The organism is Caulobacter sp. FG7 (genome assembly GCF_057808875.1).
The window spans coordinates 158,189-183,308 of the sequence record NZ_JBMDIW010000003.1 but is presented as its reverse complement, the minus strand read 5'-3'; the positions used below and the strand labels follow the sequence as shown (position 1 = coordinate 183,308).

Here is a 25,120-nt window from a genome sequence, read left to right as displayed (position 1 = left end):
TCTCCATCGTTCAGGTAGCGGCGCTGATGGCGACGGGCGGTCCGTGAGGCCAGGTCGGGCGGCCAAGGCCCAGGCGCTCGCGCAAACTGGTCGCGCGGCTTGCGGGTGCGATGCGACCACGCCGGACAAGTTCGGGCAGGACCAGATCGATGAAGTCGGTGAGGCCGCCGGGCAGGGTGGCGGGCATGAGGTTGAACCCGTCGCATCCGTGGGCCTCGAACATCGCTTCCAGCGCATCGGCGACGTCGATGGGATCGCCGACCACCTGCCAGTGGCCGCGACCGGGCGCCAAGCGCTGATAGAGTTGTCGGACGCTGAGCCCTTCACGTCGGGCCAGGTCCAGCACCAGCGACTGTCGGCCTTGGGCGGTCTGCGACAGCGGCCGAGCCGGGAGGGGCGCGTCTAGATCGAGCGGCGGCAGCGGGGCGCCGCCGGAGAGGTTGCGCAGGAGGTCCAGGCCCACGATCGGATCGACCAGGGCCTGCAGGGCTTCCAGTTTGGCCTGCGCCTCTTCCCGGGTTGAAGCCACGATCGGCACGACGCCGGGCAGGATCTTGAGGTCGCCAGGTCTGCGGCCGTGGGCGGGCAGGCGGCTCTTGAGGTCGGCGTAGAAGGCTGCGGCCGCCTCGGGGCTGGATTGCGCGGTGAAGACGAGGTCGGCGGTGCGGGCGGCCAAGGCCTTGCCGGGCTCGGAGCTTCCGGCCTGGACGATGATCGGCCGCCCCTGCGGAGGGCGGGGAATGTTCAGAGGGCCGCGAACCCGAAAGTGCTCTCCAGCATGGTCGAGGCGGTGGAGGCCGTTCGGATCGAAGAACCGGCCGCTGCCGCGATCCTCGACGAAGGCCCCGTCATCCCAGCTGTCCCAAAGCCCGCGCACGACATCGACGAACTCCTCGGCCCGGGCGTAGCGGTTGGCGTGCGGGATCGGCGCCTTGTGTCCGAAGTTGAAGGCCGCGCCGGGGTCGGCCGAAGTGACGGCGTTCCAGCCGGCCCGGCCATCGCTGAGATGGTCGAGGGAGGCGTACTGGCGGGCCAGGACGTAAGGATCCGAAAAGCTGGTCGAGGCGGTGGCGACGAGCCCGATCGTGCTGGTGGTCGCGGCCAGGGCTGAGAGCAAGGTGAGCGGCTCGAAGCCGTAGACGCCGTTATGGGCCTTGCGGCTGGCGGCCTCCGGCGACTCCAGCTGCACCTCCACGAAGTCGGCGAGGAAGTAGAGGTCAAAGCCCGCAGCCTCGGCCTGCCGCGCCAGGGCGACATGTTCGGAGAGGCGGCGCAGGGTCCAGGCGGCCGGATCGCGCCAGCCGGCCACATGGTGGCCGGCCGGGTGCACGAACAAGCCCAGGATCATCTGTTCGCCGCGCCGGCGCATTGTTCCTCCTTGCCCTTACGGACGGGAGGCGGACCCTAGGCGTCGATGGGAGAGGCGATAATCCCGGCGATTGTCCGGTTATTGCGGACGAATTCGTCCGCTATGCCGCGCTCAGTCGCTGGGCTGAAGGCTGGGCGGGCAGCAGGGCGCCGGCCAGAAAATCGACGAACAGTTTGACCTTGGGCGAGTTGAAGCGGCTCTGCGGCCACAGCGCCCGGAAGACGCCGCGATGGGCGACGTAGGGGTCCAGCACCGGGACCAGGCGTCCGTCCAGAAGGTGGGCGTGCACCGCGTAATCGGGCAGGCAAGCCAGGCCCATGCCCTGTTCGGCCATCTGCACCAGCGGCTCGATCGTGCTGGCGACCACGCTGCGCGGCAGGTCCAGAGAGAGCTCCGCGCCGTCCCGCAACAGCCGCCACGGCGCCAGCTTGCCGGTGGCTGGATATTTGTGATGCAGACAGGCGTGGTCGAGCAGGTCCTCGGGCGTCGCGGGCGCGCCATGGAGCGCGAAATAGGCCGGCGCGCCGACCAGCCGGTGGCCGAACGTGCCTAGCGTGCGGGTGATCAGCTGGGAGTCGCTGGCCTCGCCGGTGCGCACCACCACGTCAAAGCCCTCGTTGATCAGGTCGACGATCCGGTCGGTGAAGTCGAGATCCAACTCCACGGAGGGATAGGCCCGCATGAAGCCGGTCAGCGCCGGCATCATCAGCATGCCTACCAGCGGCAGGCTGACGCGCAGACGCCCGCGCGGCGCGCCCTGGCCCTCCGTCAGCTCGGCCTCGGCCTGGGCGATTTCGCCCTGGATACGCTGGCAGCGCTCGAGGAAGACCTCGCCCTCCGGCGTCAGGGCGATGGAGCGGGTGCTGCGATGAAAGAGCCGCACCCCCAGCCGCTCCTCCAGCCTCGCCACGGCCTTGCCGACGCCCGATGACGAAATGCCGAGATTGCGTCCCGCCAAGGTGAAGTTGCGGGTCTCGGCGGCCTGGATGAACACATTGAGCTGGCCGAAGTTATCCACGCGCGGGGGTCCTCTACGACTGTCTGTGACGGCCCTCCTCGTCATAGAGACGGGGACGCGCGCTCGTAGGCAAGTGAGGTTTACTCAACACAAGATTGTGCAATCTCAATGCTCGGGCCGATGGTCGCTTCGGACGCGGTGGTCCGCTCTCTGTGGACCCCAACACCGCTTCCACCGCCCGGCGGCCAAGGCCGATGATGTCTCGCCCGCCGTGCGAGGACGCCATGGACGACGTGATCGGATTCATTCTGGAGCTCGACAAGCTCAAGGGCGTGACCCGCAAGGTCAAGCCGCTGGGGCTCGATCGTTACGAGAACCCCGCCGAGCACAGCTGGCAGATGGCTCTGGCCGCCACCGCCCTGCAGCCTTACGCGGCCGAGCCCGTCGACATCTCGCGGGTGATCTCCCTCCTGTTGGTGCATGACGTCGGCGAAATCGACACCGGCGACGTCATGGCCTTCGTCGAGACCGGCCTTTCAGAGCGCAAGGCTGCCGAGCGACAGGCCGTCGAGCGGATCTTCGGCGTCCTGCCGCGAGGCCAGGCCTGGACGCTGATCGCGCTGTGGGACGAGTTCGAGGCCGAGGAGACGCCCGAGGCGCGCTTCGCCCACGCGATCGATCGGGCCATGCCCGTGCTGCTCAACCTCGCCAACAACGGCCAGAGCTGGCGCGAGAACGGCATCAGCCACGACCGCGTGGTCGCGCGGGTGGCCGAACCGATCCGGCGGGGCTGCCCCGGTCTCTGGAGCCATATCGAGGCCAGGCTGGGCGCGGCGCGCCAGGAGGGTCTGTTCGGTGCCTAAGGCCGCCACTTCCGAGACGGTCCTGGCCCTGGCGGCGGGGGTCGTGCTGGCCTCGATGATCGCGATCAACAGCCGCCTTGCGCACTTTTCGTCGCCGCTCTTCGCATCCTGGGTCGCCCACGGCGTTGGGACCGTTGCGGCCTTGATAGCCGTCGTGGCTTGGCGGCGAGCAGCGCCTGCTGCTGCGGTCGCGGCGTCGCCGCCCGGCGGCGGGCGCTGGCCGCGCTGGATCTATCTGGGCGGCGTGCCAGGCGCCCTGACCGTCTTGCTGGCGGCGATCACCGTCAACGGACCCCTAGGCTTTTCGGGAACCTTGGCGCTGATGCTGGCCGGCCAGATGCTGTTTGGCGTCGCGGCCGACCGGTTCGGGTGGCTTGGCCTGGAGCGGCGCGCGCCGACCGCCGGCGGGCTCCTGGGGCTCGGGCTGGTGCTGACCGGCAGCCTCGTCATCATCGCCGCGGCGGGCTGACCATGCTGATCGCCGTCCTCATCGCTCTGTCCAACGGCCTGTGCATCGGCGTCAGCCGCGGGATCAATGGCCATCTGGGCCGCCGGGAAGGCGCCTTGCGCGCCTCGCTCTGGAACCACGTCGTGGGCTTTGTCTTCCTGACGGCGCCGATCGCCCTGCAGGGGGCAGGGGCCTTCCACGTTGGCCCCGCCCCTTGGTTTTCCTGGATCGGCGGCGTCCTGGGCGTGGCCTTCGTGGCGCTTAACAGCCATGTCGTGGTGCGGCTGGGCGCCAGCCGCACGGCCGGCCTGGTGGTCGGGGCCCAGATGCTGGCCGGCGTGGTGATCAGCAATCTCGGCGCGGCGATCGACGGACGCACCCTGGTGCGGCTGGCCGGCGCGGCCCTGATCGTCGCCGGGATCTGGCTGGCCAACAATCCGGGCGCGATCGCGAGACTGCGCCCGGCGCTGGCGGCTCAGACGGGCGAGCCGAAGTAGCGGTCGCCGAAGTCGCCGATGCCGGGCAGCATGTAGGCGTTCTCGTTCAGCCGCTCCTCGATCGCCGAGGCGACGATCCGCAGCTTGGGAAAGCGGCTGGCCAGGACCGTGACCCCCTCGGGGGCGGCGATGAACGCCACGAAGACGATGTTCTCCTCGGCCACGCCCTGCTGCAGCAAGAGCTCGACGGCCGCCACCGCGGTGCCGCCGGTGGCCAGCATCGGATCGAGCAGCAGGACCTGGCGGCCGGCGATGTCGGCCGGAAGGTTCTGGTAATAGAACTTCGGGGTCTTGGTGACCTTGTCGCGCTGGATCAGGATCTTGCCGATCCGCACGCCGGGGATGATCGCCCTCAGCTCGCCCTCCATGCTCTCGCCGGCCCGGATCACCGACACCCCGCAGATGTGCTCAGAGAAGGCCAGGCCCTCATAGGCCCGGCCGACCGGGGTTTCGACGGAGCGTGGCGCGAAGGCCAGGAGGTCCAGGGCGCTTTCGAGCAGCAGACGGATGATGCGGCCGCTGTAGTGGACGAAGTCAGCGCGCGAGGCCGTGCGATCGCGCACGACCGTGTGCAGGGCGCGCAACTGCCGCGTCTGGGGCAGGACGTGCAGGCCCGCCTCGATTGACGGACGGGCCGAGGCCGGAGCTAGGTCGAGCGGCATGGGGGTCTCCTTCAGGCCTCGTTGTCGGCCGGCTGTTCGAAGCTTGGAGGCAGGAGCGGGGTCTTGGTGAACTGGGCGGCGGCGATGCGGTAGAGCGCGCGTCCACCCGATCGCCGCCACAGCTTCTGCAGGACGTAGGCGAGCTTGGGGTTGTGCTCCTCCTCCTCCAACACCGCCCGCGCGACGATCGCCCGCCAGTCGCCGGCGCGCTCGGGGCTGTCCACGTCGTCGCGATCGGGCAGGGCGGCGGCCAGGGCCGCGAGCTTGCCCGGCTTGGGGACGAGTTTCTCGCCCAGCGCGATGGCCAGGGCCCCGATCCAGTATCCCTGGTAAGCGGCGCGGGCGTCGGCCGGGGGCAGGCGCGAGGCGATGGTCTCGACCGCGTGCAGAGCGGTGATCAGGTGCAGGACGACAAAGTCGCCCGGGAAGGCGAGGTAGAGCAGGGTGACCGCTTCGAACAGCGCTTCCCAGTCCTCGGCTTGCGGCGCCTGGTCCTGATCCGCGCCCGTCGCCCACGGAGGCAGACTGTAGAGCAGCGGGTGGCCGTGGGCGGCGCTGCGGGCGATGCGGTACTGCAGGCCCGAACGGGCCAGCTCCGGATGGATTGCCTGGGCGCCGGGCGAGCGCGTGTCGGCCTGGGCCGCCTGAAGGCGCTGCGCCGCCGACGGATCGGCGTGCCAGGCCCGGGCGATGCGCAGCAGGCTGTCCTGCGGGGAGGCGTCCTCGGCGGCGGCCGCGTCCACCGCCGCGCGCTCGGCATGGACTGGGACGTGGGTGAAGACCATGTAGGCCAGCCCCTCGATCGCCATCCAGCGGCTGCCGGCGTCCAGTCCCCAGCCCAGGTGGATGGTGGCGTGGGTGAAGGCGCCGATCCACCCCGTGAGCAATTCGGGCCCATAGAGTGCGACGACGCCGTCGAGGCCCAGCCGCCGTTCCTCGGCGTCGAAGAAGGCGCAGAGCGCCGAATAGCCCCGCCGCTTGCCCAGGAAGTCGCGCCAGGTCTCGCGCGTCACCACCAGGTCGGAGGTTCGGGCCGGCTCCAGACCGTAGCCGTAGGTCGTCAGCTCGGCGTAGTTTTCATAGTAGGCGAGGATCTCGTGCGGCGGGGATCCAAGGCCGGCCAGGGCCACGACCGCGTGCTTGGCGTGGTTGGTCAGGTGGCCGTTGAACTCGATGTGATAGGCGCGGTCGGCCAGCAGGGTTTCGACGATGTTCCCGCTCATCGGACGAGCTCTCCCTGGGCGGCCGGACGAGGCCAAGGCGCGCTCAGCGCCGCATAGGCCGCGGCCAGCTTGCCGCCGAGATGGGCGGTGTGGACCAGTACGGCCGCATTGGCCTTGGAGGCGCGGCCGTCGGTGGCCGCGTCGACCGCGCGCATCAGCCGTTTGGTCAGTCCCGCACCGTTGACCCCTTCGGCCTCGGCGCTGGCGACGGCGTCGGCCACGGCCGCCTCGATCGCTTCGCCGTCCAGGGCCTCGGCCTCCGGGATCGGGGCGGCGACGAGCACGCCGCCGGGTCCGCCCAGGGCCCAGTGCAGGTCGATGGCCCGGGCGATGGTCGAAAGATCGTCCAGGCGCTGTGGGCTGGGGACGCCGCTTGAGCGGCAATAGAAGGCCGGCACCTCGTCGAAGCCGTAAGTGACCAGCGGCACCCCTTGCGTCTCCAGCACCTCGGCGGTCAGGCCAAGGTCGAGGATGGTCTTGGCGCCGGCGCAGACCACGGCGACCTTCGAGCGGGTGAATTGCACCAGATCGGCCGAGACGTCCCAGCTCTGGGCCGCGCCGCGGTGCACGCCGCCGATGCCCGCCGAGGCGAAGATGGCGATGCCGGCCAGCTCGGCGATGGCCAGGGACGAGGCGACCGTGGTCGCGCCCTTGCCGCCGCGCGCCAGGGCGAAGGGCAGGTCGCGGGTCGAGACCTTGGGAATGCCGGGCTCGGTGGCGAAGCGCTCGATCGTGTCGCGGTCCAGGCCCACCAGCAGGCGACCGTCCTCGATGGCGATCGTGGCTGGGACGGCGCCGCCGGCTCGCACGGCCGCCTCGACCGCCAGGCCGGTCTCGACATTGTCGGGATAGGTCAGGCCGTGGGTGATGACGTTGGACTCCAGCGCCACGACGGGGCGGCCGGCGGCGAGCGCGGCGCGGACCTCGGGCGCGAGCACCAGCCGTTCGGCCAGGCGATTGGGATCGATCTGGGGCAAGCCGTCCTCCTTCAGGCGAAGTCGTAGCCAGGGCGGCGCACCAGCAGGCCGGCCCGGTCGTGCAGTTCGGGAAGCACAACCCGATCGCGCCAGGTCTCGGGCATCACCGGTTCGAGGGCGATGGAGACCGTGGTCTCGCCGACGTCGAAGGTCCGGGTGACCAGATCGACCAGGCCCTCGACCAGGGTCTGGCGGGCCTCGGGCGTCAGGTCGCGGGGGAAGTGCTTGATGTTGACGTGGGGCATGATCAGGCGGTCTCGACGAGGGAGATGGAGGCGAGGCGGGCAGGATCGGCCAGGGCGCGGGCCAGGGCTGCAACGCCAGCGGGCTTGAGGAGGGCGTAGTGGTCGATATCGAGCTCGATCACCCTGGGCGGGGCGGCGCTATAGCCGCGCGCGCCTTCGATGAAGGCGTAGTCGTCGCCTCGGGCCTTGAAGAGGGTGACGGGCGCCTTGATCTGGCGGTGTTGCAGCTCCTCGAAGCTGTAGCGGAACTGATAGGTCGCCCGAACGATGGCGGCGATGCGCACGGCCAGTTCGGCGTCGAGGCCAAAGCGCGCGGAGACGAAGGCCGCAAGGCTCCCATCGTCGCGGACCTGCTGGCGCCAGGCCTCCAGGTCCGGATGATCCAGCGCCCCGGCATAGACCGAGAACAGGATCGCCGAGTAGGCCGGGTTGTCGTAGCGCGGACCGGCGGGCGTTGCGGGCAGGTCGAGCCTGGGCGAGCCCGGCGCGATCAGGTGCAGGGCCTCGACTACTTGCCCCGCCTGCTCCAGCTGATGGGCGGTCTCGAAGGCCACGCGCGCGCCGAAGGAGTAGCCCCAGAGGGTGTAGGGGCCCTCGGGCTGGAGCTTGCGGATCACCTCGATGTCGGCGGCGGCCATGGCCTGGATGTCGCCGTGCGGGGTCTCGTCGGCGTTGATCCCCAGCGCCTGTAGCCCAAACACCGGGCGCTCGCCGCCCAGACCCTTGGCCAGGGCGCGCAGGTTCATCGGATAGCCGCCAAGGCCCGGCCAGCAGAATACCGGACGGCCGGTTCCATGGGGCCGAAGCGGCGCGGCTCGTGACGCCTGCTGTGTGTCGCCCGCCTCGACCTTGCGCGCCAGGGCGGCGATGGTCGGGGCCTCGAACAGAGCTTGCAGTTTCAGCGTCGCGCCCAGGGCGGCGTTGATCCGATGGATCAGGGAGACGGCGGTCAGCGAGTTGCCGCCAAGGGCGAAGAAGTCGTCCTCCACCGAAACCTGGTCCAGCTTGAGGGCGGCGCGCCACAGCGTCTCGATGGTCTCTTCGGCCTTGGTGCGCGGCGCCACGTGGGCGCAGGCGTTGCTTTCACCCAGCAGGTCGCGGCGGGCCTCCAGCGCCTTGCGGTCGACCTTGCCGTTGGCAGTCAGGGGCAGGGCGTCGAGGATCACCAGCCGGCTGGGGGCCATGTACGGCGGCAAGGTCCGTCGCAGGTCGGCCGCGATCAGTTCGGCCGGCCCCTGCATGTGCACGGCGTCCTCGTTCATTCCTTCGCTGTCGATCTGCTCTTGGGACAGGCGGCCGCCGACGCAGAAGTACGAGGCTCCGACCTCACGACCTAGCACCGCGGCGATGCGCCGGGCCGAGGGCAGGTCTTCGCCGGACTTCGACGAATAGCCCGACGACATCAGCCCAAGGGAAAGGCCGTTGTGCTGCAGGCGCTGCAGCCAGCGGCCAAGCTCGATGTAGCGTAGCCAGGCTTGCGGATTGTCGCTGGTCAGGGTCAGGCCGAAGCTGGCCCGGTCATAGACCTGCTGGTTGATGGCGATGACATGCTTGCGCTCGATCCGGCCGTCGGCGACGTGGACGAGCGTCCCGTCGGCGTTCAGCCGGTGCTGGCCCGGGGGGAGGCCTTCGAGCCGCCCTTCCAGCGACTGGACATGGGCGGCCAGGTGCGGCGTCGGGGCGACCGCGCCCAGCGGCGACAGCGGGAAGGCCCCCAGATAGATGTCCCCTTCGCGGCCGGTCAGGGCGGCGGCGAGCGGGCTGTGCTCGACCGGCGTTCCGATAGCCAGACCGCGCTCGCCCAGGACCTGGTCGAACAGGCCCAGCATGTGCCCGGCCTCGAATTCCAGCACCTCCTGGACGTTGCTGCGATAGACCGCCGAGATCGCCCGGCGGCGGCCGACCAGATGCAGGGTGGCGCCCGGGATTTGCGACGCGGCGCCGGCGATCCGGGTCAGCCGGTGATGGACCGGATGATAGTAGTAGGTCCCGTCGGCAAGACCTGAGAGGCCGACGACTTCCAGGTGCAGCTGCACGGCGTAGAGCGCGCCGGGCGAGGCGTAGGCGTATTTGGGTAGCAGCCGTTCGGGGCTCTGGTGTTGGCCAAACTCCCGCAGCAGGGCGCCCAGCTCGTCGAGCGACAGGCGCTCGGGCGCGCGGGGTGGGGCCCGAACGGGAGCGACCGCGAGCAGGGCCTGGACGTCGGTCAGACGCGTGGGGCCGCCTTCGAAGAAGCGGAAGGTCTTCCGGGCGAAGGCTCGGCGGCGCTGGGCGGGCGTCGCTTCAAGTCCGGGCAGATCGACGGCGGCCAGGCCGGCCAGCTCGGCGTCCTGCTTGAGGCCGGGGTTGGAGAGCTGCGCGCGCACCTGCAGGCGGCTGGCCTTGGATTGGTGGTGGGCGCTGGCCCGGCCCTGGTCCATCAGCGCCGCCTCGCGCGGGCTCAGCTCGACATAGGCGATGAGGTTCCTGTCGCCGCGCGCATCCTCCTGGGCGACGACGGCGGCGGTCTTGACCCAGTCGTGGGCCTCGATGGCCAGGCGCACCTCGTCCAGTTCGATGCGGAAGCCGCGGATCTTCACCTGGTCGTCGGCCCGGCCGACGAACTGCGCCGCGCCGTCAGGCGTGGCGAACACCAGGTCGCCGGTGCGGTAGAGCCGGGCCTCGGGAACTTCGGGGCGGAACGGATCGGGGATGAAGCGGTCGGCGGTGAGGTCGGGACGATGCAGGTAGCCGCGCGCCAGCTGGGCGCCGCCAATCCACAGCTCGCCGACGGCGCCGTCCGCCACCGGCCGGCGATCGGCGTCGAGCACATGGTAGGTCGTGTCGGCGGCTGGCCGGCCGATGCTCACCGCCGCGGCCGGATCGCCCACGGCGTCGCGCTCAACGCGCCAGCTGGAGCTGTTGATGGTGCACTCGGTCGGGCCGTAGAGATTGGTCAGGCTGACCCAGGGCATGGCGTCCAGCGCGGCGCGCGCCAGGGCGTTCGACAGCGCCTCGCCGCCGCTAAAGAGGCGCGCCAGCGTCCGCGCCAGTGGAAGGCGCTCGGTCTCGACCAGGGCTCGAAGCAAGGTGGGCACCACCTGCAGCAGGGTGATGCGATGTCGCACGACAAGATCGATCAACAGGTCCGGATCTCGATGAGCGCCGGGCGGCGCGGTCACGACGGTGACGCCGAGTGCGGGGGCCAGCAGTTCCCATTGGCCGGCGTCGAAGCTGATCGGGGTTTTCTGCAGAAGCGTCTGGCCCGGAACCAGACCATGCTCGCGCGCCAGCCAGCGCAGCTGGCCAACGATGCTGGCCTGTTCGATCATCACCCCCTTGGGCCGGCCGGTGCTGCCGGAGGTGTAGATGACGTAGGCCAGGTCGCGGGCGCCCGACAGCGCCAGGGCTCGCCGGGGCGTCTCTTCGCCGCCTACGGCCAGGGCTTCCTCGATGACGACGATCGTCGTGCCGGGCGGGGCGAAGGCTTCGACAGTGGCGGCGAAGCGGGCCTGGCACAGTACGATCCGCAGGCGACTGTCCTCGATCATCAGGCGCAGGCGCTCTTCGGGATAGTCCGGGGCCAGGGGCAGATAGGCGGCGCCCGACAGCACGATCCCCCAAACGCCAGTGATCAGCGAGGCCGAGGGTTCGGCGAACAGGCCTATGACCGCGTCGCTGGCGGCGCCGGCGGCGATCAGTTGGGCGGCCACGCGACTGGCCCGCTCGACCAGGTCGCCGGTCGTCAAGCGGGCGTCGCCCTCGACGACGGCGACGGCGCCGGGCTCGGTATCGGCCCGGTCCAGCAGGAGCGCGGCCAAGGTTTCCCGCGGGGCGGCGCCGACGGAGGCGGCGGTAATGGAGGCGGCGGAGAAGATGGTCATGATCACCTTGCTCAATGCTACTGGCGCGCCTCGTCAGGCTCCGCTTTCAGTTGCGCGGAGGCGATCGTGCCAAGTTGTGCTGTGACTTTCGTCCCGAATTCGATGAATAGTTTTTGATCCGCCGATCGCGCTCGTGGCTTGGGCGCGTATTCGTTGGGCTTTCTATTTGGGTATACCGGCTTTTGCGGTGCGGCAACGGCGCGTGCATCCGATCACTTCAGACGGAATGGTCCGAAATTGTTATCCTTGCGGTGCTATCTGCTCAATCCAGGCGGCGGTATAGACATGAGAGCGATCCGCCGCCCAGCGCCCCTCGATCCTCAACTCGAGGCCCGCTGGAATGGGCAGGGGGCGTGTCCGCCGCAGTGCGAAACGACCCACGCCCGGCGTGATCAGGTCGAAGTCGATCTCGAAGTCGCGGAAATCCAGTAGCTGCCCGGTCAGCGCGTACTGGCACTTGTAGGCCGCCTCCTTGGCCGAGAAGGCCAGCAGCGGCCAGTTACCCGCCGGGAGCGTGGGAAAAGCAGCGAAGTGCGCCAATTCGATCGCACCACAAACGAGTTCGACGCCTTCGACAAGCGGGACGGCGGCCTCGACGTCGACCCCGAGGGCGCAGAGGTCGCGTGTGCGGGCTGCAACGGCGCAGCACAGGGTTTGGCAATGGCTGATGCTGCCGGTCAGGCCCTCCGGCCAAATGGGAGGGGAACCGTGCGGCGGTGTGGTCGCGGCCGCTCGCAGTTCCAGCAAGGCGTCCGCCGCACAAAGGCGACCCAACTGGCGCTCACGCCAGCGCGCGGCATGTGGGCCAGAGGCGGCGCCCGCATCGACCGGCCGCGTTGTGATCGCGACGGTCGAGGGAAACAGGCCGCGGAGGACCGCCGTCGCCCCTTCGGCCTGGATGGCTTCTTCCATGCTGATCGATGGGTCAATCTGGAGAGGGAGGGGTCTCACGCAAGCATCGCCCGTTGGCGCCGGCCGGTCCAATCAGGAAGGCTGATAGGCCGGTTGAGGTCCAGCGACCGCAAATAGGGACAGATGAACAGCCAATCTGTGACCGCATTGCCTGACGTCAGATTCCTGAAGGCAATCCAACGGCGGCTATTGGCGCGGCCCCGTCACGGAGCTGACGGTTTCAATGCCGAGCAGGGTGGCTCGCGGCTACGGGTCGGTGCCGATCTTCACGACCTAAGCAACGAACGTCCGGCTCCTGTTATCCAGCGATGTTCGGTTCTGGGCTCCGGTCTGAATGCTAATGGCGCGACGTGCGCTGTAACGGGCTTTAGGGGGGGCGGGTATTGGCGCGTCACGGCCTCACGCCACGCGCGCTGAATGCTATTCGTCGCACGCGAGCGAGGCGGACAGACCGCGATGGGCCTCGATCTGCTGTTGAAGGGTCTGCAGCTTGGTCTCGACCGCGGCCATGGCGTCCGCCCCCGCCACGAAGCGAAGCGGCAGATCGCCTGAGTCCGAAAGAGTCACCATAGCGCCCGCGAGCTTGGCCGGGTCGCCGCCCTGCAAGCCGTTCATGCCCGACCAGGTCGCCACCGTTTGAGATGTTCGCTCGGCGTAGTCATCGACGGTCAGCTCCGGCCAGATCGTCGAGGCGCCCTCGACCAAGAGTTCCGTGCGGAAGAAGCCAGGCTCGACGATCATGGTCTTGATCCCGAAAGGGGCGAGGTCGAAGCGCAGCGACTCCATCCACCCCTCAAGGGCGAACTTGGACGCGGCGTACGCTACGACGAACTCTTGGCCGATCAGGCCGGCGAGCGAACTGATGCTGATGACCTGACCGCTCCGTTGGGCGCGCATGATCGGCAGGATGGCGCGGGTGACGTTGAGCGGCCCGAAGAAGTTGGTCTCCATCTGGGCGCGGAAGTGCTCTGGACTGATATTCTCGAAGTAGCCGGCGTAGAAATTGCCGGCATTGTTGACCAGCACATCGATGCGTCCGAAGCGATTGAGGGCCGCCTGGGCCGCGATAGACGCGGCCTGCGGGTCGGTGATGTCCAGGCCCACGGCCAGCAGGTTTTCGTGGGCTCCGATCGCCGTCTGCACAGCCTCGGGGTTGCGGCCGGTGGCGACCACGGCGTGGCCCGCCGCAAGCGCCTTGCGCGCGATCTCCACGCCCAGACCTCGGCCGGAGCCGGTGACAAACCAAACTTTGCCCATCGTCATTCTCGCTTGTCGCTGTGATCTTTTTCGAGGGGCGGGAAGCCCGGCTTGCGCTGTTCGGCTCAAAGATTGCGGGTGAAGAACGGCGCCAGCTTCGCCGCGACGGTGTCGGCGCCCTTGCCGTCGTAGAGGTCCATGTGCGTGGCCCCTTCGATGATCGAAAGTTCCTTCGGGCCGGGAGCCTTGGCGTGGAGCTCCTGGCTGTGCCACAGCGACCCGGCCTTACTGCCGGCGATGATCAGCACCGGCTGGGTCAGCAACGTCTCGACCCGGTCAAAGCCCGTGTAGGCGATCATGTAGCTGGCGCTGGTCAGCAGCATCTTGTTGGGCGCGTTCGGGTGCTGGCCGCGCGGCGTCAGGTAGTAGTCGGCGGCCTCCTGCAGATCGAGCGGCGCGGTCTTGTCGCCGACGTTCGGCACGTAGGGGACATAGGCAGGCGCGGCTCCGGCGGCTTCGGCCGTGCGTTGTTTCGCCACCGCCTCGAGCGTGGCGATCTGTTCGGCCTCAGAGGCCTTGCCGTCCCAGCCCTTGCGGGAGGCGGCCCCGACGTCGACGGCGCTGACCGTCGCGGCGGCCTTGATGCGGCGGTCCGTGGTCGCGGCTTTGATGGTGTGACCGCTGCCGGCGCAGATCCCCAAGGCGCCGACGCGCGCTTGGTCCACATAGGGCAGCGTGGTCAGGTAATCGACAGCGGCGTAGATATCGCCGACCCGCTTCATCGGATCATCCAGGAAGCGCGGCAGGCCGCCGCTGGCCCCCTGGTGCGACGCGTCGAATGTCAGGACGACGAAGCCTTGTCCGGCGAGCTTCTGGGCATAGAGGCCCGCCGTTTGCTCCTTCACGCCCCCGCCCGGGTGAACCGACACGATGGCGGCGTACTTGCCGTCTTGGGTGAAGCCCGCGGGGAAGTAGAGATTGCCCGCCATCGTGATGGCGCGGTTGGGAAACTCGACGCTTTGCATGTTGGTGGCTCCTGGCTGTCGAAGAGGCGCACGCTTCCCGACCGCCGCCGCGAGGCCGGGAAGGGCTGAGGCGGCGGCAAGGAGCGAGGCGCCGAGCAGGATCCGGCGGCGCGGAAAGCCAGTTGTTTGGTGAGCTGTGATCTCGTCGCGCATTGTCGTCGCCTTGCTGACCGGCGCTCACTCGCGCCTGTGACAGCAATCTAAGGCTCGACAGGCTCAGCGTTTAGATGCTGAATTACTCAAGGGCTTAGAAGTATGCGTGATAAATGAAACGCGAGGAAATGGCCGATCTGACGGCGTTCGTGGTCGTTGCCGAGGAACGCAGCTTCACGAAAGGAGCCGCGAAACTGGGAATGTCGCAATCAGCGCTGAGCCAGATCGTGCGGCGCCTGGAAGCCAGCTTGGGTCTACCGCTTCTGACGCGCACGACGCGAAGCGTCGCGCCGACCGAGGCGGGCGAGCGTCTCCTGCAGACCCTGGCGCCGGCCCTCCAGCGCCTGGATGAAAGCTTGGCCTCGCTGAGCGACCTTCGCGGCAAGCCGGCCGGCAGCATTCGTATCACGTCAGTCGAGCATGCCTCGATGTCGATCCTGGCGCCGGCTTTGGCCAAGCTCTTGCCGGACTATCCGGATTTGAAGGTCGAGATCATCAACGACTATCGGCTCACCGACATTGTCGCCGAGCGCTTCGACGCAGGCGTACGCCTCGGCGAACAGGTTGATCAGGACATGATCGCTGTGCCGATCGGCCCAGACTTCAAGATGGCGGTCGTCGGCGCGCCCGCCTATTTTCAGAAGGAGGGGCGAGCGGCGCCGCTGACGCCCCATGACCTTACCGATCACGCCTGCATTAATCTGCGCCTGCCCTCGTCTGGCGGCTTTTGGGCCTGGCCGTTCGCCAAGGACGGACGCGAGCTGAAGGTCAGAGCCACCGGAGCACTAGCGTTCAACACCATCACAATCAGCCTTGAGATGGCGATCGCGGGCTTGGGACTGGCCTATCTTCCAGCGGATTTCGTGGAGGACCATATCGAACAGGGCAGGCTGATCCAGGTCTTGGCCGACTGGACGCCGCCGTCAGCGGGTTACCACCTCTACTATCCAAAGCGCAGGCCATCTGACCGCGCCTTCACGCTCGTCGTCGACGCGTTGCGCTATCGGGGCTGAACACCTCGTAAAGGCCGCTCTGAAGGTCGGGTTCTCGGCGAGGTCCCAGAGTCTGCTATTGGCGCAGCCTTGCCGCGCCGACACCATGATGAGTCAAACAGATCATGTCGGACAATAGCTATACTGCATGCCGCCACAGCTGATGGCGAGAGAGGACCGCACCCTGGCTTTGGGCAAAGCGGCGGGCGTTCGCTAGGACGATTTCCAAACAGGAAACCTAGACTCCAAGGCCGCGCTTTGGAAGAACTCGGTCTGATATCCACGGTCGATAAAATTGGGGGGAGCGAATGCTCGCACGACTTGTCATCGCTTCGATCATGGCCCTGAGCGCCTCGGCGGCCATGGCGCAATCCCCCCAATGGTATTTCTACAAGGAGGTCAGCGGGATCGAGGTCTATTACGCCGTGCGTATCAATCCCGATGAGGCGCGGGTCTCGTGGAAATGCGTGAACAAGACGGGCGACGCCGTCAGCTGTTCTGTCGGCGCCGGCCAGAACAAGGTCTATCGATGTGTCCGCGACGGCACGCCCGTCGGCTTCACCGAAGCCCTGGGCGAGCGTGCAACGGCTCCGGCCCGCGGCGAATACGCCTTCCCGTCCGAGTCCGCCTGCAAGGGCAAGGGCGCTAGCCAGGTCGAGCCCTACGGCGTCCAGATCAGCATCGAGCGGTAGTCCCCGATGAATGGCGTCAATCCTCTGGGCGTGCGGCTTTCGATCGGTCTGGCGATCGCCGGCGCCCTTGGCGGCGGAGCCGGCGCCCAGCCCCCGGCGGCCCAGCCTGCGAGCAGCCCGCCGGGGAGCCAGTACGCCTATTGCTGGGCGACCTTGAAGCCCCAGCCCGGAAAAATCGACCATTCATACTACTACTCGCCCATCTTCGTGGGGCGGCCGGGCGACGAGGCCGACAAGGCGGCCTTCGCGGCGGCCGTGGTCGGCGCCTATGGCGGCGAGGCGGGCGTCTCGTCCTGCTCGTCTCGCGCTACGGCGGCGGAAATGATCGCCGTTCGGGACAGGCGGTTCAACAGGGACGCCCCCCATGCCGTCATGACGACCCTCCTGCCCGGCGGTGCGCGGGTCGCCAATATCGAAGGCGCAGCCGTTCCGCGAACCGATCCCCCGGGCGACGGCTCGCCCGAACGGCCGCTGATCCTGGAATGCACGGCCGCCGCCGGCCAGTTCAGTTCCTTGACCCAGCGGTACGAGACCGCACAGAGCGTTCTGGTGAAGATCGCCGGGGGGCAGGTCTCGATCTGGAAGCGGTCGGCGTCTTCCTGGATTCAGCACCCTTGCGTGGAAAACAGCCGCAACGGGCAGTTCTGTTCGATCACGCCCACCCGCATCTGGCTCAAGGACAGCTACGAGCTGACGCCGGGAGCCGAGGAGTCGAACGAACTGGACATCGACCGCCGGTCGGCTGGCTTTAAGTTCGAGACCCTGCTGGCGACGCCCAAGGTCGCGCCATACATTCAGGCTCGCCAAGCCACGGGAGCGTGTCGGCCGACGAAGGAGCCTGCACCCGCGCCCGCCGGACCCGCGCCGCGCACCGCCTTCTGAGCGAGCTCCGGTTGTCGGAACGTCTCCTTTCTGGAAGTGCGTCAGCGTGCGCAACTGGCGCGACCACGCCGGAGAACCGGACGTCGCGACTGTCAGGGAGAGGCACTGACTTTGGTTTGCCGCTGCGAAGCAGACCGTCATGCTGAGCCCAGCTCACCGCCGCATCGAGTGCTGGAGGGACCCGCGCTGGCATGACGTCGGTCGGCGGATGGTCGTGCCTCGTCGCAGCAAGCTTGTCGTCTCGCACAAGGGCTATCGCAAGACCGAGGAGAAGGGCACCACGCCTGATCCGCTGATGGGCGTTTGGCCGTTCGGCTATCGGCTCGAGCCCTGGGATGAGCGGGCTAACTTGTTGTTCCTATCTCAACCAGGCGGAGGCGCATCTGGGCAGTCGATGCTGTCGGCCCTCTACGGCGCTTGGGCGGCGCGGACGGGCGACCGCCCCTGACGCTCAAGCTTCTGGATGAGCGCTTGGTGACGGGGCGGAAGGCGCTGACGGCGAGGGTTGCGGGACGTCGCGGTGGGCTTTGCGTGCGTCGCCGACATCGTCCTTTCCGGTGGCTGCAACGTCGCGGCTGCGGATGACGAGCGATTGAGGCGGCTTCGTGCGGATTAGGCGCCCAGTGGCGATGTAGTCGGGCTGGATGGAAAAACGGCCAGGAAGGCCCTGGCCGTTTCCCAATTCGCCGCCGTCTCGCGAGGAGGCGACAAGGCCGTGTGAGGGCCTAGTACTTCACCTTCAGGCGCGCGTACCAGAAGCCGCCGTTCATGCCGAACGGACCGCCCGAGCGCGGATAGATCTGGCCGTCGGCCGTGCTGCCGGTGATCGCGTAGATCGGGTTGGCCGTGGTCGGGGCCAGCTTGTCCGGGTACTCGTCGAACAGATTGTTGGCGCCGACGGTCAGGGTGTACTTCTCCGCGACCGTGTAGCTGACGTCGAGGTCGGCGGTGACCTTCGTGCCGAACTTCTGGCCCGGATAGTCCTGGTTGGTGCTCCAGCTGCTGTAGTAGTTGCCGCGGGCGTTGATCGTAAAGCCGGCGACCTCGTAGCTGGCCGAGGCGTTGGCCCGGTGCTTGGGCGTGATGTTCTCGATGTCGTAGATCCGGTCGTCGCCGATGGCGATGGGATCGAACTTGGTGACCTCGCTCTTGTTGTAGCTGTAGGCGAGCGTGAGGCTCAGCGGGTTGTCCAGCAGCTCGGTGCGATAGCTGGCGACCGCGTCGACGCCCTTGGTCTCGGTGTCGAAGCCGTTGGTGAAATAGGCCACCGCGCCGCCGACGCCGACCGCGGCCAGCGCTGGTTGGGCGACGATGTCGGCGGCATCGACGTCGAAGGTGCTGGTGATGCTGATGCGGTCCTTCACCTTGATGAAGTAGCCGTCGACGGTGAGCGTGAAGTTGCTGATCGGGTTGAAGATGAACCCGACGCCGTAGTTGGTCGACTTTTCAGGCGTCAGGGTCTTGGCGCCGAAGTACTGCGCGATGGCGCTGGTCACCGGATAGGTGCCGGTCTGCACCTGCTCGCCGCCGGGGGCGAACGCCGTCGTCAGGATCTCGGTGTTGCTCTGCCCGGGCGACGGGGCGTGGAAGCCGGTGCCCACGGTGCCGCGCACCGAGAACATGTCGGAGAACTCGTAGAGGCCGTTGACCTTGCCCACGAAGGTGTCGCCGAAGGTGTCGTAGTCCTCGTAACGCCCGGCCACGCCCACCGTGAAGGCCTCGGTGACGTCGGTCTCGGCGCCCAGATAGACGCCGTAGTTGCTCTGGGTCGAGGTCTTGGCCGAAGCCGGGCTGGTGCCGCCGTAGCCGCTGGCGCCGGGCGACTGGGAGGCCGTCTCGGGATTTCCGTTCACGATCGAGCGGGTGTAGACGCCGGGCGAGACCTGCACGTACAGCGGCTGCACCGCATAGGGACCCGCGGCGTAGGACTGCAGGTCGCCAGCCGTGGCTTCATATTCCTCGTGCCGGAACTCGGCGCCGCCCGACAGGGTGACGGGGCTCGCGAACCCGACCTCAAGCGGATAGGTCAGGTCGAGGTTAAGGTTGGTTTCGCGCTGGATCAGCTTGCCGAACTTGAATTCCTTCTGGCTGGTCGGGCCGAAGGAGGCGTTCAGCGAATGGGTCATCGCCAGATCGAGCGAGTTCTTCGCCACGGTCGCCGACAGATCGTAGGTCAGGCCGCTGTCGGCCTTACCCTTGACGCCCATCGTGCCGTAGAACTGCTCGACCTCGCCCTGGAAGCGCGGGGTGAAGCCGGCCGGATAGATAGACGTGAAGTTGAAGACGTTGCCGTCCTTGACGAAACCGCCCGTCGGGCAGGTGGCGTTGCCGACCGGGCAAGGCGTCAGATAGATCGGCGCGAAGGCGCCGTTGCGCCCGGGCGAGCCCGTGGCCGGCGCGCCAGTGCCGTTGTTGACCGCCAGCGGCGTCGGCGCCGAGATCGGCGAGCGATAGTTGAAGCTCTGGTCGGCCTCGCGATGCCCGACATTGGCCGTCAGGTAGATGCTTGTGTTCTCGCCCACGTCATAGGCGGAGTTGACGAACACCTTGTAGCCGTTGGTCGGCGACGAGCCCCATATCTGCGCCGGGCCCGGATAGTTGGGCAGCTGGTTGGCGAGCGTGGGATTGTTGGCCGCGAACACGGCCGCGATGGGCCGGGTGGCGCCGCGGCTGGTCTGGCCGTCGTCGAAGTACTCGGCCGACACGTTGACGAAGCCGGCGTCGAACAGCTTGAAGCCGCCGTTGACCGCGAACTGGTAGCTGTCGCCGTCGCCGGCGTAGGTCTGGCCATAGCGCGCCTGGGCCTCGAAGCCGCTGTCGGCGTCGCGCAGGCCGTAGTTGATGACGCCGCCGATGGCGTCCGAGCCGTACTGGGCGGTCGCGCCGTCGCGCAGGATCTGCAGGTTCTTCACCGCGATCGACGGGATCATCGACAGGTCGACGGCCTGGGCGCCCAGTGACAGCGCTGTGTCACCGCCGGTGACGACCTGGACCAGCGCCGAGCGGTTGTAGCGCTTGCCGTTGATCATCACGAGCACCTGGTCGGCGCCGAGGCCGCGCAGGGACGGCGCGCGCACGAAGGTCGATGCGTCGGAGATGGTGTTCTGGGGCACGTAGAACGACGGAACGAGGTTTTTGACCACGTCCAGCATGTCGGCGGCCGGCTGGCGGGCCAGTTCCTCGCCGCCGAAGACATCGATCGGAGACGGCGAGTCCACGACCGAGCGGTCGGTTCTGCGCGTGCCCAGGACGATGACGGTGTCGACCTCGGTCGCGGTCGGCTCGGCCGGTGCGGGCGGCGCTTCGGCGGCGTTGGCCAGACCGACACAAGCAAAGGAGAGAGAAAGAGCTGAAATTCCAGAAAGCAGAATATTACGTGAGCACTTAGTCATGCATATCCCCTCGCGGCGCTACACGCGCGCGTTTGCTTTCTCCGTAGGGCTTCCCGGGATCATTTTTATTGTTGGGTACTAGAGTGCGGGCGACACATTCATCGAATTTCGCCGATGAAACATTTCTTCAGCTCTGTCGCTTTCGCAACAGACCTTGCCGTCATGTTGTCGTAACGGCGTTTTCCGACGTGCGGGCGCCCCTTTGGGCGGCGCCCGCCGAGATTTTTTGCAGCGCGATGATCATGATTGCGGCGCCCGAGCATTGGGCGAGATCGTCGACTGTGTAGACGGGCGCTTTTCGATGACCGCCCCCCCCGGGCGCGACCTTGGATTTGATGAGGCATGAGGCTTGAGCGTGCGGCGACCGGGCGCGCGGCTTGGCGCCGACGTGTAGGGCCAGCCCCAGCGTGTTTCGGGCTGAAGACGTGGAGGCGGTCTCTTCTTCTAGTTGAGAAGGGTGGGAGAAAATGGTCTGCTGGTCGGGCTGAGCCCAGCGTGATGCGCAAAAGCAGCAAGCGAAAGCTTTAGAGGCCCCTGCGGCGGTACGCTCGGTGGTGTGTGCAACTGGCTGCTCTCGATCGCCAAAGCCGTGAGAGGCAACGCTTGGTTCCACCACGAGCGCCTTTTCGAATCTTGGTGGTCGAAGGCGACTGTATCTTGGCGCAAGAACTCGCGAACGCGCTTGTGGCTTTCGGCAACCAGGCCGTTGGACCAGTAGCCCAGCTCTCTGAAGCCATGACCATGATCGAAAGAGGGCCAATCGATGGGGCGGTGTTGGACGCCAACTTGGACGTCCAGACGCTACTGCCTTTGGCCTGCACCCTGACCCAGCGCGCAATACCCTATGTGCTCGCCGCAGGCGGCGACCTGGAAGTGTTTCCCGATGCTCTCCAAGGCGTTCCCGTCGTTCGAAAGCCGGTAAATATGTGGGTGCTGAGGTGGATAATGCGAAAGCACAATTGGTGACGCTATCCAGCCAGGAATCGTGAGCACAGCCCCGGAGACAGGATTTCAATGGGACACGCAGAGGCATTGGCCGCTCACGCGTTCAGTTCTCTTTATCCATCGGACGCATCTGGCAGTTGGCTGCCTGGACCAGAAGCGTCGCCTTTTCGTCGCGCGTTTGAGCTTGAGCGCCCATCCGCCCATCCTAGCATCACCCGAACGTAACAGGAACGCGCAACTCCCCCCTTGGCCCGGCCCTAAGGGGCGTCGGCCCAGGATCCGGCCAGCCGGAAGATTTCCGCCCGCACGGCGGGCGGCATGCGCAGCGCCGCGTGCATGAAACCGGTCGCACCGTCGAGTTGGCAGAACCGCGCCAGCAGGTCGTCGCCATGAGGGGTCTCCAGGCCAGCGAAGAAGGCTGTGATGGGAACGTCCAGAACGCGGGCCATCTGGACCAGCTTTGAAGCGCTGATCCTGTTTTCGCCGCACTCGTACTTCTGGATCTGCTGAAAGGTCAGGCCGACCGTGGCGGCCAGATCATGCTGCGAGATCTCCTTGGCGCGCCGATGACCGCGCAGCAAGGCGCCGATGTGCCGGTCCAGGGCCGGCTTGGCCGCAAGCTCCTTCATACGCCCTCCGTGGTTGCGTCATTGGCCAGGAAAGTCGGTCCACGATCAAGGCGCTAGGGGCGTCGACCTCCAGGCCTTGGGCTTTCCACCCGGGGCGATAGCGATCGGTTCGCGTACGGAACAACCGCCGCTCTGGGGCGTAGTCTTTTCAAGCATCCGCTGGAGCAGAAACGGCCTTGGCGGTGTGAACGAGCCAACAGCGGAGGGCGTTGTCATGCCTGACGAAATGCACTGCGATTTTCGATCGTCTTTCCGTCTGGAAGCGACTGTCGCCGAGGCTGATCACACATCAATCGCCCGACCTTCTTGCAGCTTGTCGAAACAGTGATGGCCTGACGCCGGTCAGCGTCAGGCCGCTCCAGCATCTAGATACCAGGCTCGTCCTGGACCGCTCGCCCCTAGGCTTGAGCGCCGCTGCGCCCCGGTCCAGCCGGGGCGCCTTCGCGCGTTCAAGGGACGGAGCCGATACGCCGAGTGTTGCTCAAGACGGGCGGGGGATAGGCGTGTCAGGCGAACCGCACGGGGCCTGAAGAGTTGTTCGGACATGGAAAAACGTTGGCCCGCCGTGCTCTGGATCGTCCGCCATGGCCAGAGCGCCGGAAATGTCGCGCGAGACGCCGCGGACGCCGCCGGGCTTGGCCTCATCGATATTGCCGATCGCGATATGGACGTGCCGCTGAGCCCGCTTGGTCACCACCAGGCGCAGGCTCTGGGCGGCTGGTTCGCCGCCATGCCCGCCAGCCAGCGTCCTCGCACCATGATGGCCTCTCCCTACCGACGGGCCGTCCAAACCGGTGAGGCGATCAGGACGGCCGGCGGTCTTGAGCGCCCCGACCAGCGGTTCTGCATCGACGAGCGTCTGCGCGAGAAGGAGTTTGGCGTGCTCGACCGGCTGACCCGGATCGGCATCGAGGCCAGGTTCCCGGAACAGGCGGAATTTCGTCGTCTTCTCGGCAAGTTCTATCACCGGCCGCCCGGCGGTGAGAGCTGGTGCGACGTGATCCTGCGCCTGCGCAGTCTGCTGGACACCATCAGCCTGCACCACGCCGGGGACCGAGTCCTCATCGTCGCCCATCAGGTCGTCGTCCTTTGTCTACGCTATCTTCTGGAAAGCCTGACCGAGGACGAAATCCTTAAGATCGATCGCCTGGCCGACATCGCCAACTGCGGCGTCACCGAGTATCGCTTCGACCCCGATCAGGGCGCCGACGGGGGGCTGCGGCTGGTGCGCTATAACTTCACCGCGCCGCTGGAAGGCGAGACGGCGGTCACCGCCGCGCCCGACGCCAATGTGGCGGCCAGATGAGCCCGCCGATCACGATAGACGCTGCTTGGGCCAGGGACCACCGGCTGCCGCATCCAGGGGAGGGGGGCAAGGAGGCCCGCGGCAGGGTGCTCGTGGTCGGGGGCGGCGTGGCGCTCCTCGGCGCTGGTCGTCTCGCCGGCGAGGCGGCTCTACGCGCCGGAGCCGGTAAGCTGCAACTGACAGCGCCCGCCGAGGCGGTCGCCATGATGAGCCTGATTGTGCCCGAGGCGCGTGTCCTGGGCTTGCCGCGCGATGAGGAGGCCGATGACGCGCTGTTCCAGGCCCTTGGCCAAGCTGACGCCGTCCTGATCGGTCCTGGCATGGAGGCGGACCTAGGGCGCTTGGCCAAGGCGCTATGCCTGCATGTGCGTTCACCGTTGGTCTTGGACGCCGGCGGTCTGGCGGCGGCGGCCTGTCCAGGCCCCGATGTACGTATACTGACCCCGCATGCTGGGGAGATGGCCACGCTGCTGGAAACGGAAAAGGCTGAGGTCGAGGCCGACCCGGCCAGCGCCGCTAAGGAGGCTGCGCGCCGGTTTTCGGCGGTGGTCGTGATGAAGGGGGCCAGAACCGTGATCGCCACGCCGCAAGCACGATTGGCGTACTACGCCGGCGGCGGCGCGGGCCTTGGGATCTCCGGATCGGGGGACGTGTTGGCGGGGGTGATCGCCGGGGTGCTGGCGCGGGGCGTTGATCCCTTCCAAGCCGCAGCCTGGGGGGTCTATCTGCATGGGGAGGCAGGCAGGCGCCTGGCTGAGCGGGTCGGCGCCTTGGGCTTCCTGGCGCGAGAGATCGCCGCCGAGATACCACGGCTGCTCCATGTCTGAGCGTTCGCCGCCAGCACGGATGTGCGATGTGCGCCGCGCGGGGTGGTGAGACATCATGGCCAAAGCCCCGCCGGCCCGGAAGCTGAAGGTGTACGCCGCCCAGATCGGCTTTTTCGACACGATCGTCGCTGCGCCCAACCAAGCCGCCGCCCTGGCCGCTTGGGGCGTTCGCCAGAATCTGTTCGCCGAAGGGCGGGCCAGGGTGAGCAAGGATGAGGCCAACGCCGATGCGGCCCTGGCCAATCCTGGCGTTCCGCTACGCCGCGCCATCGGCTCCCGCGATGCGTTCAGCCTCGAGCCGGCCCTGCCCAGGGCGCCTGCGGCGCCTGGGCCGCCGAGGCTCAAGGTCGTGGCCGAGACGAAGGGGCCAGCGGTGCAGCCAAGGCCCGATCGCTCGGCGTTGGCGAAGGCCGAAAGGGCGCTGGCGGCGGTCAATCAGCGACGGGCGGAGGAGGAGGCTGACATCCGGCGCCGCCGCGAGGCCCTGGACGCCGAGGATAAAGCCTCTCGCAGACGATGGCGCCAGGACCGGGCAAAGGCCGAGAAGGGCGTGGTCGAGGCCAGGCGAGCCTATGAGGCCTCAGGCGGCGAGGCGTGATCAGGAGGCCCTGCGGGCCGTGGTCTTGGGCGCGGCCTTGGAGGCTGGCGCCTTCACCTCGCCGGTTCGCTCGGGCGAGCTCTTGTCATCGGTCCGGGGCGGAGTGTCGTACGCTCGACCGTCGCCTGGAGCCGGCATTGGCGGGGCGGGGCGCGGTTCTGCGAGCGGCATGACGGGATCGTCGAACTCCGGCCTGGTCGGCATGGGCGGAACTTCGGTCGGGGTCTGGCTGGATGTCGAAGGACGGCAATTGGTCATGGCGACTTCTCTGGCGCTCTCTTCCTGCCAACGCTCGCCTTGGCTGGAGGCTCCGGCAGGCCTTGCCTTTGGGCAGGCGCTCAGTGATCGCTTCGCTGCTCCAAGGCCAACAGGCAGCCGCGTTGCAGGGGCCGGCCGCCTCATGGCGCGAGCCGGGCGGAGCTTTGCAGGACCGACGCGTCCTCGGCGGCGTGGCCGCCGCCCCCC

Annotated in this window: 23 protein-coding genes; 11 read left to right on the top strand and 12 right to left on the bottom strand. The window is 67.7% G+C overall.

Annotated elements, in window-relative coordinates; translation table 11 throughout:
• Positions 1-10: 10 nt before the first annotated feature.
• Both ACODR1_RS03980 and ACODR1_RS03975 read right to left on the bottom strand, forming a co-directional pair.
• Positions 11-1,369 (bottom strand): LLM class flavin-dependent oxidoreductase, encoded by a 1,359-nt coding sequence (locus ACODR1_RS03980; RefSeq protein WP_488879283.1) that lies wholly within the window; start codon positions 1,367-1,369, stop codon positions 11-13.
• A gap of 100 nt (positions 1,370-1,469) precedes the next feature.
• A complete protein-coding gene (locus tag ACODR1_RS03975) occupies positions 1,470-2,387 on the bottom strand; it encodes a LysR family transcriptional regulator (RefSeq protein ID WP_488879282.1) in 918 nt (305 codons plus the stop codon).
• 224 nt (positions 2,388-2,611) lie between these two features.
• On the opposite strand from ACODR1_RS03975, the gene ACODR1_RS03970 reads away from it, so the two are divergent.
• From ACODR1_RS03970 to ACODR1_RS03960, 3 genes are read left to right on the top strand one after another with little or no spacing between them, the layout of a single operon-like run.
• On the top strand, positions 2,612-3,190 hold the full coding sequence (locus ACODR1_RS03970; RefSeq protein ID WP_488879281.1) for an HD domain-containing protein: 579 nt from the start codon (positions 2,612-2,614) through the stop codon (positions 3,188-3,190).
• Entirely contained in the window at positions 3,183-3,659 is a 477-nt protein-coding gene (locus ACODR1_RS03965; protein WP_488879280.1) for a DMT family transporter, read from the top strand. The genes ACODR1_RS03970 and ACODR1_RS03965 overlap by 8 nt, the downstream gene beginning before the upstream one ends.
• 2 nt (positions 3,660-3,661) lie before the next feature.
• Positions 3,662-4,135, top strand: a complete 474-nt coding sequence (locus tag ACODR1_RS03960) for a DMT family transporter (protein WP_488879279.1) — start codon at positions 3,662-3,664, stop codon at positions 4,133-4,135.
• Here the strand turns inward: ACODR1_RS03960 and upp are convergent.
• The 8 genes from upp to ACODR1_RS03920 all read right to left on the bottom strand — a co-directional run bounded on the left by upp (position 4,114) and on the right by ACODR1_RS03920 (position 14,392).
• Positions 4,114-4,797, bottom strand: coding sequence for a uracil phosphoribosyltransferase (gene upp, locus ACODR1_RS03955; protein ID WP_488879278.1), 684 nt, complete (start codon positions 4,795-4,797; stop codon positions 4,114-4,116). The genes ACODR1_RS03960 and upp overlap by 22 nt on opposite strands.
• An 11-nt stretch (positions 4,798-4,808) precedes the next feature.
• The gene (locus ACODR1_RS03950) at positions 4,809-6,020 is read right to left on the bottom strand and encodes a questin oxidase family protein (RefSeq protein ID WP_488879277.1); all 1,212 of its coding nucleotides are present in this window, start codon (positions 6,018-6,020) and stop codon (positions 4,809-4,811) included.
• Positions 6,017-6,997 (bottom strand): pseudouridine-5'-phosphate glycosidase, encoded by a 981-nt coding sequence (locus tag ACODR1_RS03945; protein ID WP_488879276.1) that lies wholly within the window; start codon positions 6,995-6,997, stop codon positions 6,017-6,019. The genes ACODR1_RS03950 and ACODR1_RS03945 overlap by 4 nt, the downstream gene beginning before the upstream one ends.
• Before the next feature lie 11 nt (positions 6,998-7,008).
• Positions 7,009-7,242, bottom strand: a complete 234-nt coding sequence (locus tag ACODR1_RS03940; protein ID WP_488879275.1) for a tautomerase family protein — start codon at positions 7,240-7,242, stop codon at positions 7,009-7,011.
• A gap of 2 nt (positions 7,243-7,244) precedes the next feature.
• On the bottom strand, positions 7,245-11,105 hold the full coding sequence (locus tag ACODR1_RS03935; RefSeq protein ID WP_488879274.1) for a non-ribosomal peptide synthetase family protein: 3,861 nt from the start codon (positions 11,103-11,105) through the stop codon (positions 7,245-7,247).
• Positions 11,106-11,345: 240 nt separating this feature from the next.
• Positions 11,346-12,017 (bottom strand): 4'-phosphopantetheinyl transferase family protein, encoded by a 672-nt coding sequence (locus ACODR1_RS03930; protein WP_488879273.1) that lies wholly within the window; start codon positions 12,015-12,017, stop codon positions 11,346-11,348.
• A gap of 420 nt (positions 12,018-12,437) precedes the next feature.
• Positions 12,438-13,280: an SDR family oxidoreductase gene (locus tag ACODR1_RS03925; protein WP_488879272.1), complete on the bottom strand. Its 843-nt coding sequence runs from the start codon at positions 13,278-13,280 to the stop codon at positions 12,438-12,440.
• Positions 13,281-13,339: 59 nt separating this feature from the next.
• Entirely contained in the window at positions 13,340-14,392 is a 1,053-nt protein-coding gene (locus ACODR1_RS03920) for an alpha/beta hydrolase (protein ID WP_488879271.1), read from the bottom strand.
• Positions 14,393-14,520: 128 nt separating this feature from the next.
• Between ACODR1_RS03920 and ACODR1_RS03915 the strand changes: the two genes are divergently transcribed.
• From ACODR1_RS03915 to ACODR1_RS03900, 4 genes are all read left to right on the top strand, one after another.
• Complete coding sequence (locus tag ACODR1_RS03915) at positions 14,521-15,405, top strand: LysR family transcriptional regulator (RefSeq protein WP_488879270.1); 885 nt, start codon at positions 14,521-14,523, stop codon at positions 15,403-15,405.
• A 287-nt stretch (positions 15,406-15,692) separates the two neighbouring features.
• Positions 15,693-16,076 (top strand): hypothetical protein, encoded by a 384-nt coding sequence (locus ACODR1_RS03910; protein ID WP_488879269.1) that lies wholly within the window; start codon positions 15,693-15,695, stop codon positions 16,074-16,076.
• 30 nt (positions 16,077-16,106) lie between these two features.
• Positions 16,107-16,958: a hypothetical protein gene (locus ACODR1_RS03905; RefSeq protein ID WP_116490138.1), complete on the top strand. Its 852-nt coding sequence runs from the start codon at positions 16,107-16,109 to the stop codon at positions 16,956-16,958.
• Between the two features lie 139 nt (positions 16,959-17,097).
• Entirely contained in the window at positions 17,098-17,406 is a 309-nt protein-coding gene (locus tag ACODR1_RS03900; protein WP_488879268.1) for a hypothetical protein, read from the top strand.
• A 277-nt stretch (positions 17,407-17,683) separates the two neighbouring features.
• On the opposite strand, the gene ACODR1_RS03895 is transcribed toward ACODR1_RS03900, so the two are convergent.
• Complete coding sequence (locus ACODR1_RS03895; protein ID WP_488879267.1) at positions 17,684-20,350, bottom strand: TonB-dependent receptor plug domain-containing protein; 2,667 nt, start codon at positions 20,348-20,350, stop codon at positions 17,684-17,686.
• Between the two features lie 657 nt (positions 20,351-21,007).
• Between ACODR1_RS03895 and ACODR1_RS03890 the strand changes: the two genes are divergently transcribed.
• On the top strand, positions 21,008-21,316 hold the full coding sequence (locus ACODR1_RS03890) for a response regulator (protein ID WP_488879266.1): 309 nt from the start codon (positions 21,008-21,010) through the stop codon (positions 21,314-21,316).
• Between the two features lie 236 nt (positions 21,317-21,552).
• Here the strand turns inward: ACODR1_RS03890 and ACODR1_RS03885 are convergent, their stop codons facing one another.
• A complete protein-coding gene (locus ACODR1_RS03885; RefSeq protein WP_116490136.1) occupies positions 21,553-21,924 on the bottom strand; it encodes a helix-turn-helix domain-containing protein in 372 nt (123 codons plus the stop codon).
• A 544-nt stretch (positions 21,925-22,468) separates the two neighbouring features.
• Between ACODR1_RS03885 and ACODR1_RS03880 the strand changes: the two genes are divergently transcribed.
• The 3 genes from ACODR1_RS03880 to ACODR1_RS03870 are packed head-to-tail and all read left to right on the top strand — an operon-like array spanning position 22,469 to position 24,655.
• Entirely contained in the window at positions 22,469-23,230 is a 762-nt protein-coding gene (locus ACODR1_RS03880) for a histidine phosphatase family protein (RefSeq protein WP_116490135.1), read from the top strand.
• Complete coding sequence (locus ACODR1_RS03875; RefSeq protein ID WP_116490134.1) at positions 23,227-24,057, top strand: NAD(P)H-hydrate dehydratase; 831 nt, start codon at positions 23,227-23,229, stop codon at positions 24,055-24,057. The genes ACODR1_RS03880 and ACODR1_RS03875 overlap by 4 nt, the downstream gene beginning before the upstream one ends.
• 55 nt (positions 24,058-24,112) lie before the next feature.
• A complete protein-coding gene (locus ACODR1_RS03870; RefSeq protein ID WP_116490133.1) occupies positions 24,113-24,655 on the top strand; it encodes a hypothetical protein in 543 nt (180 codons plus the stop codon).
• Positions 24,656-25,120: the final 465 nt, after the last annotated feature.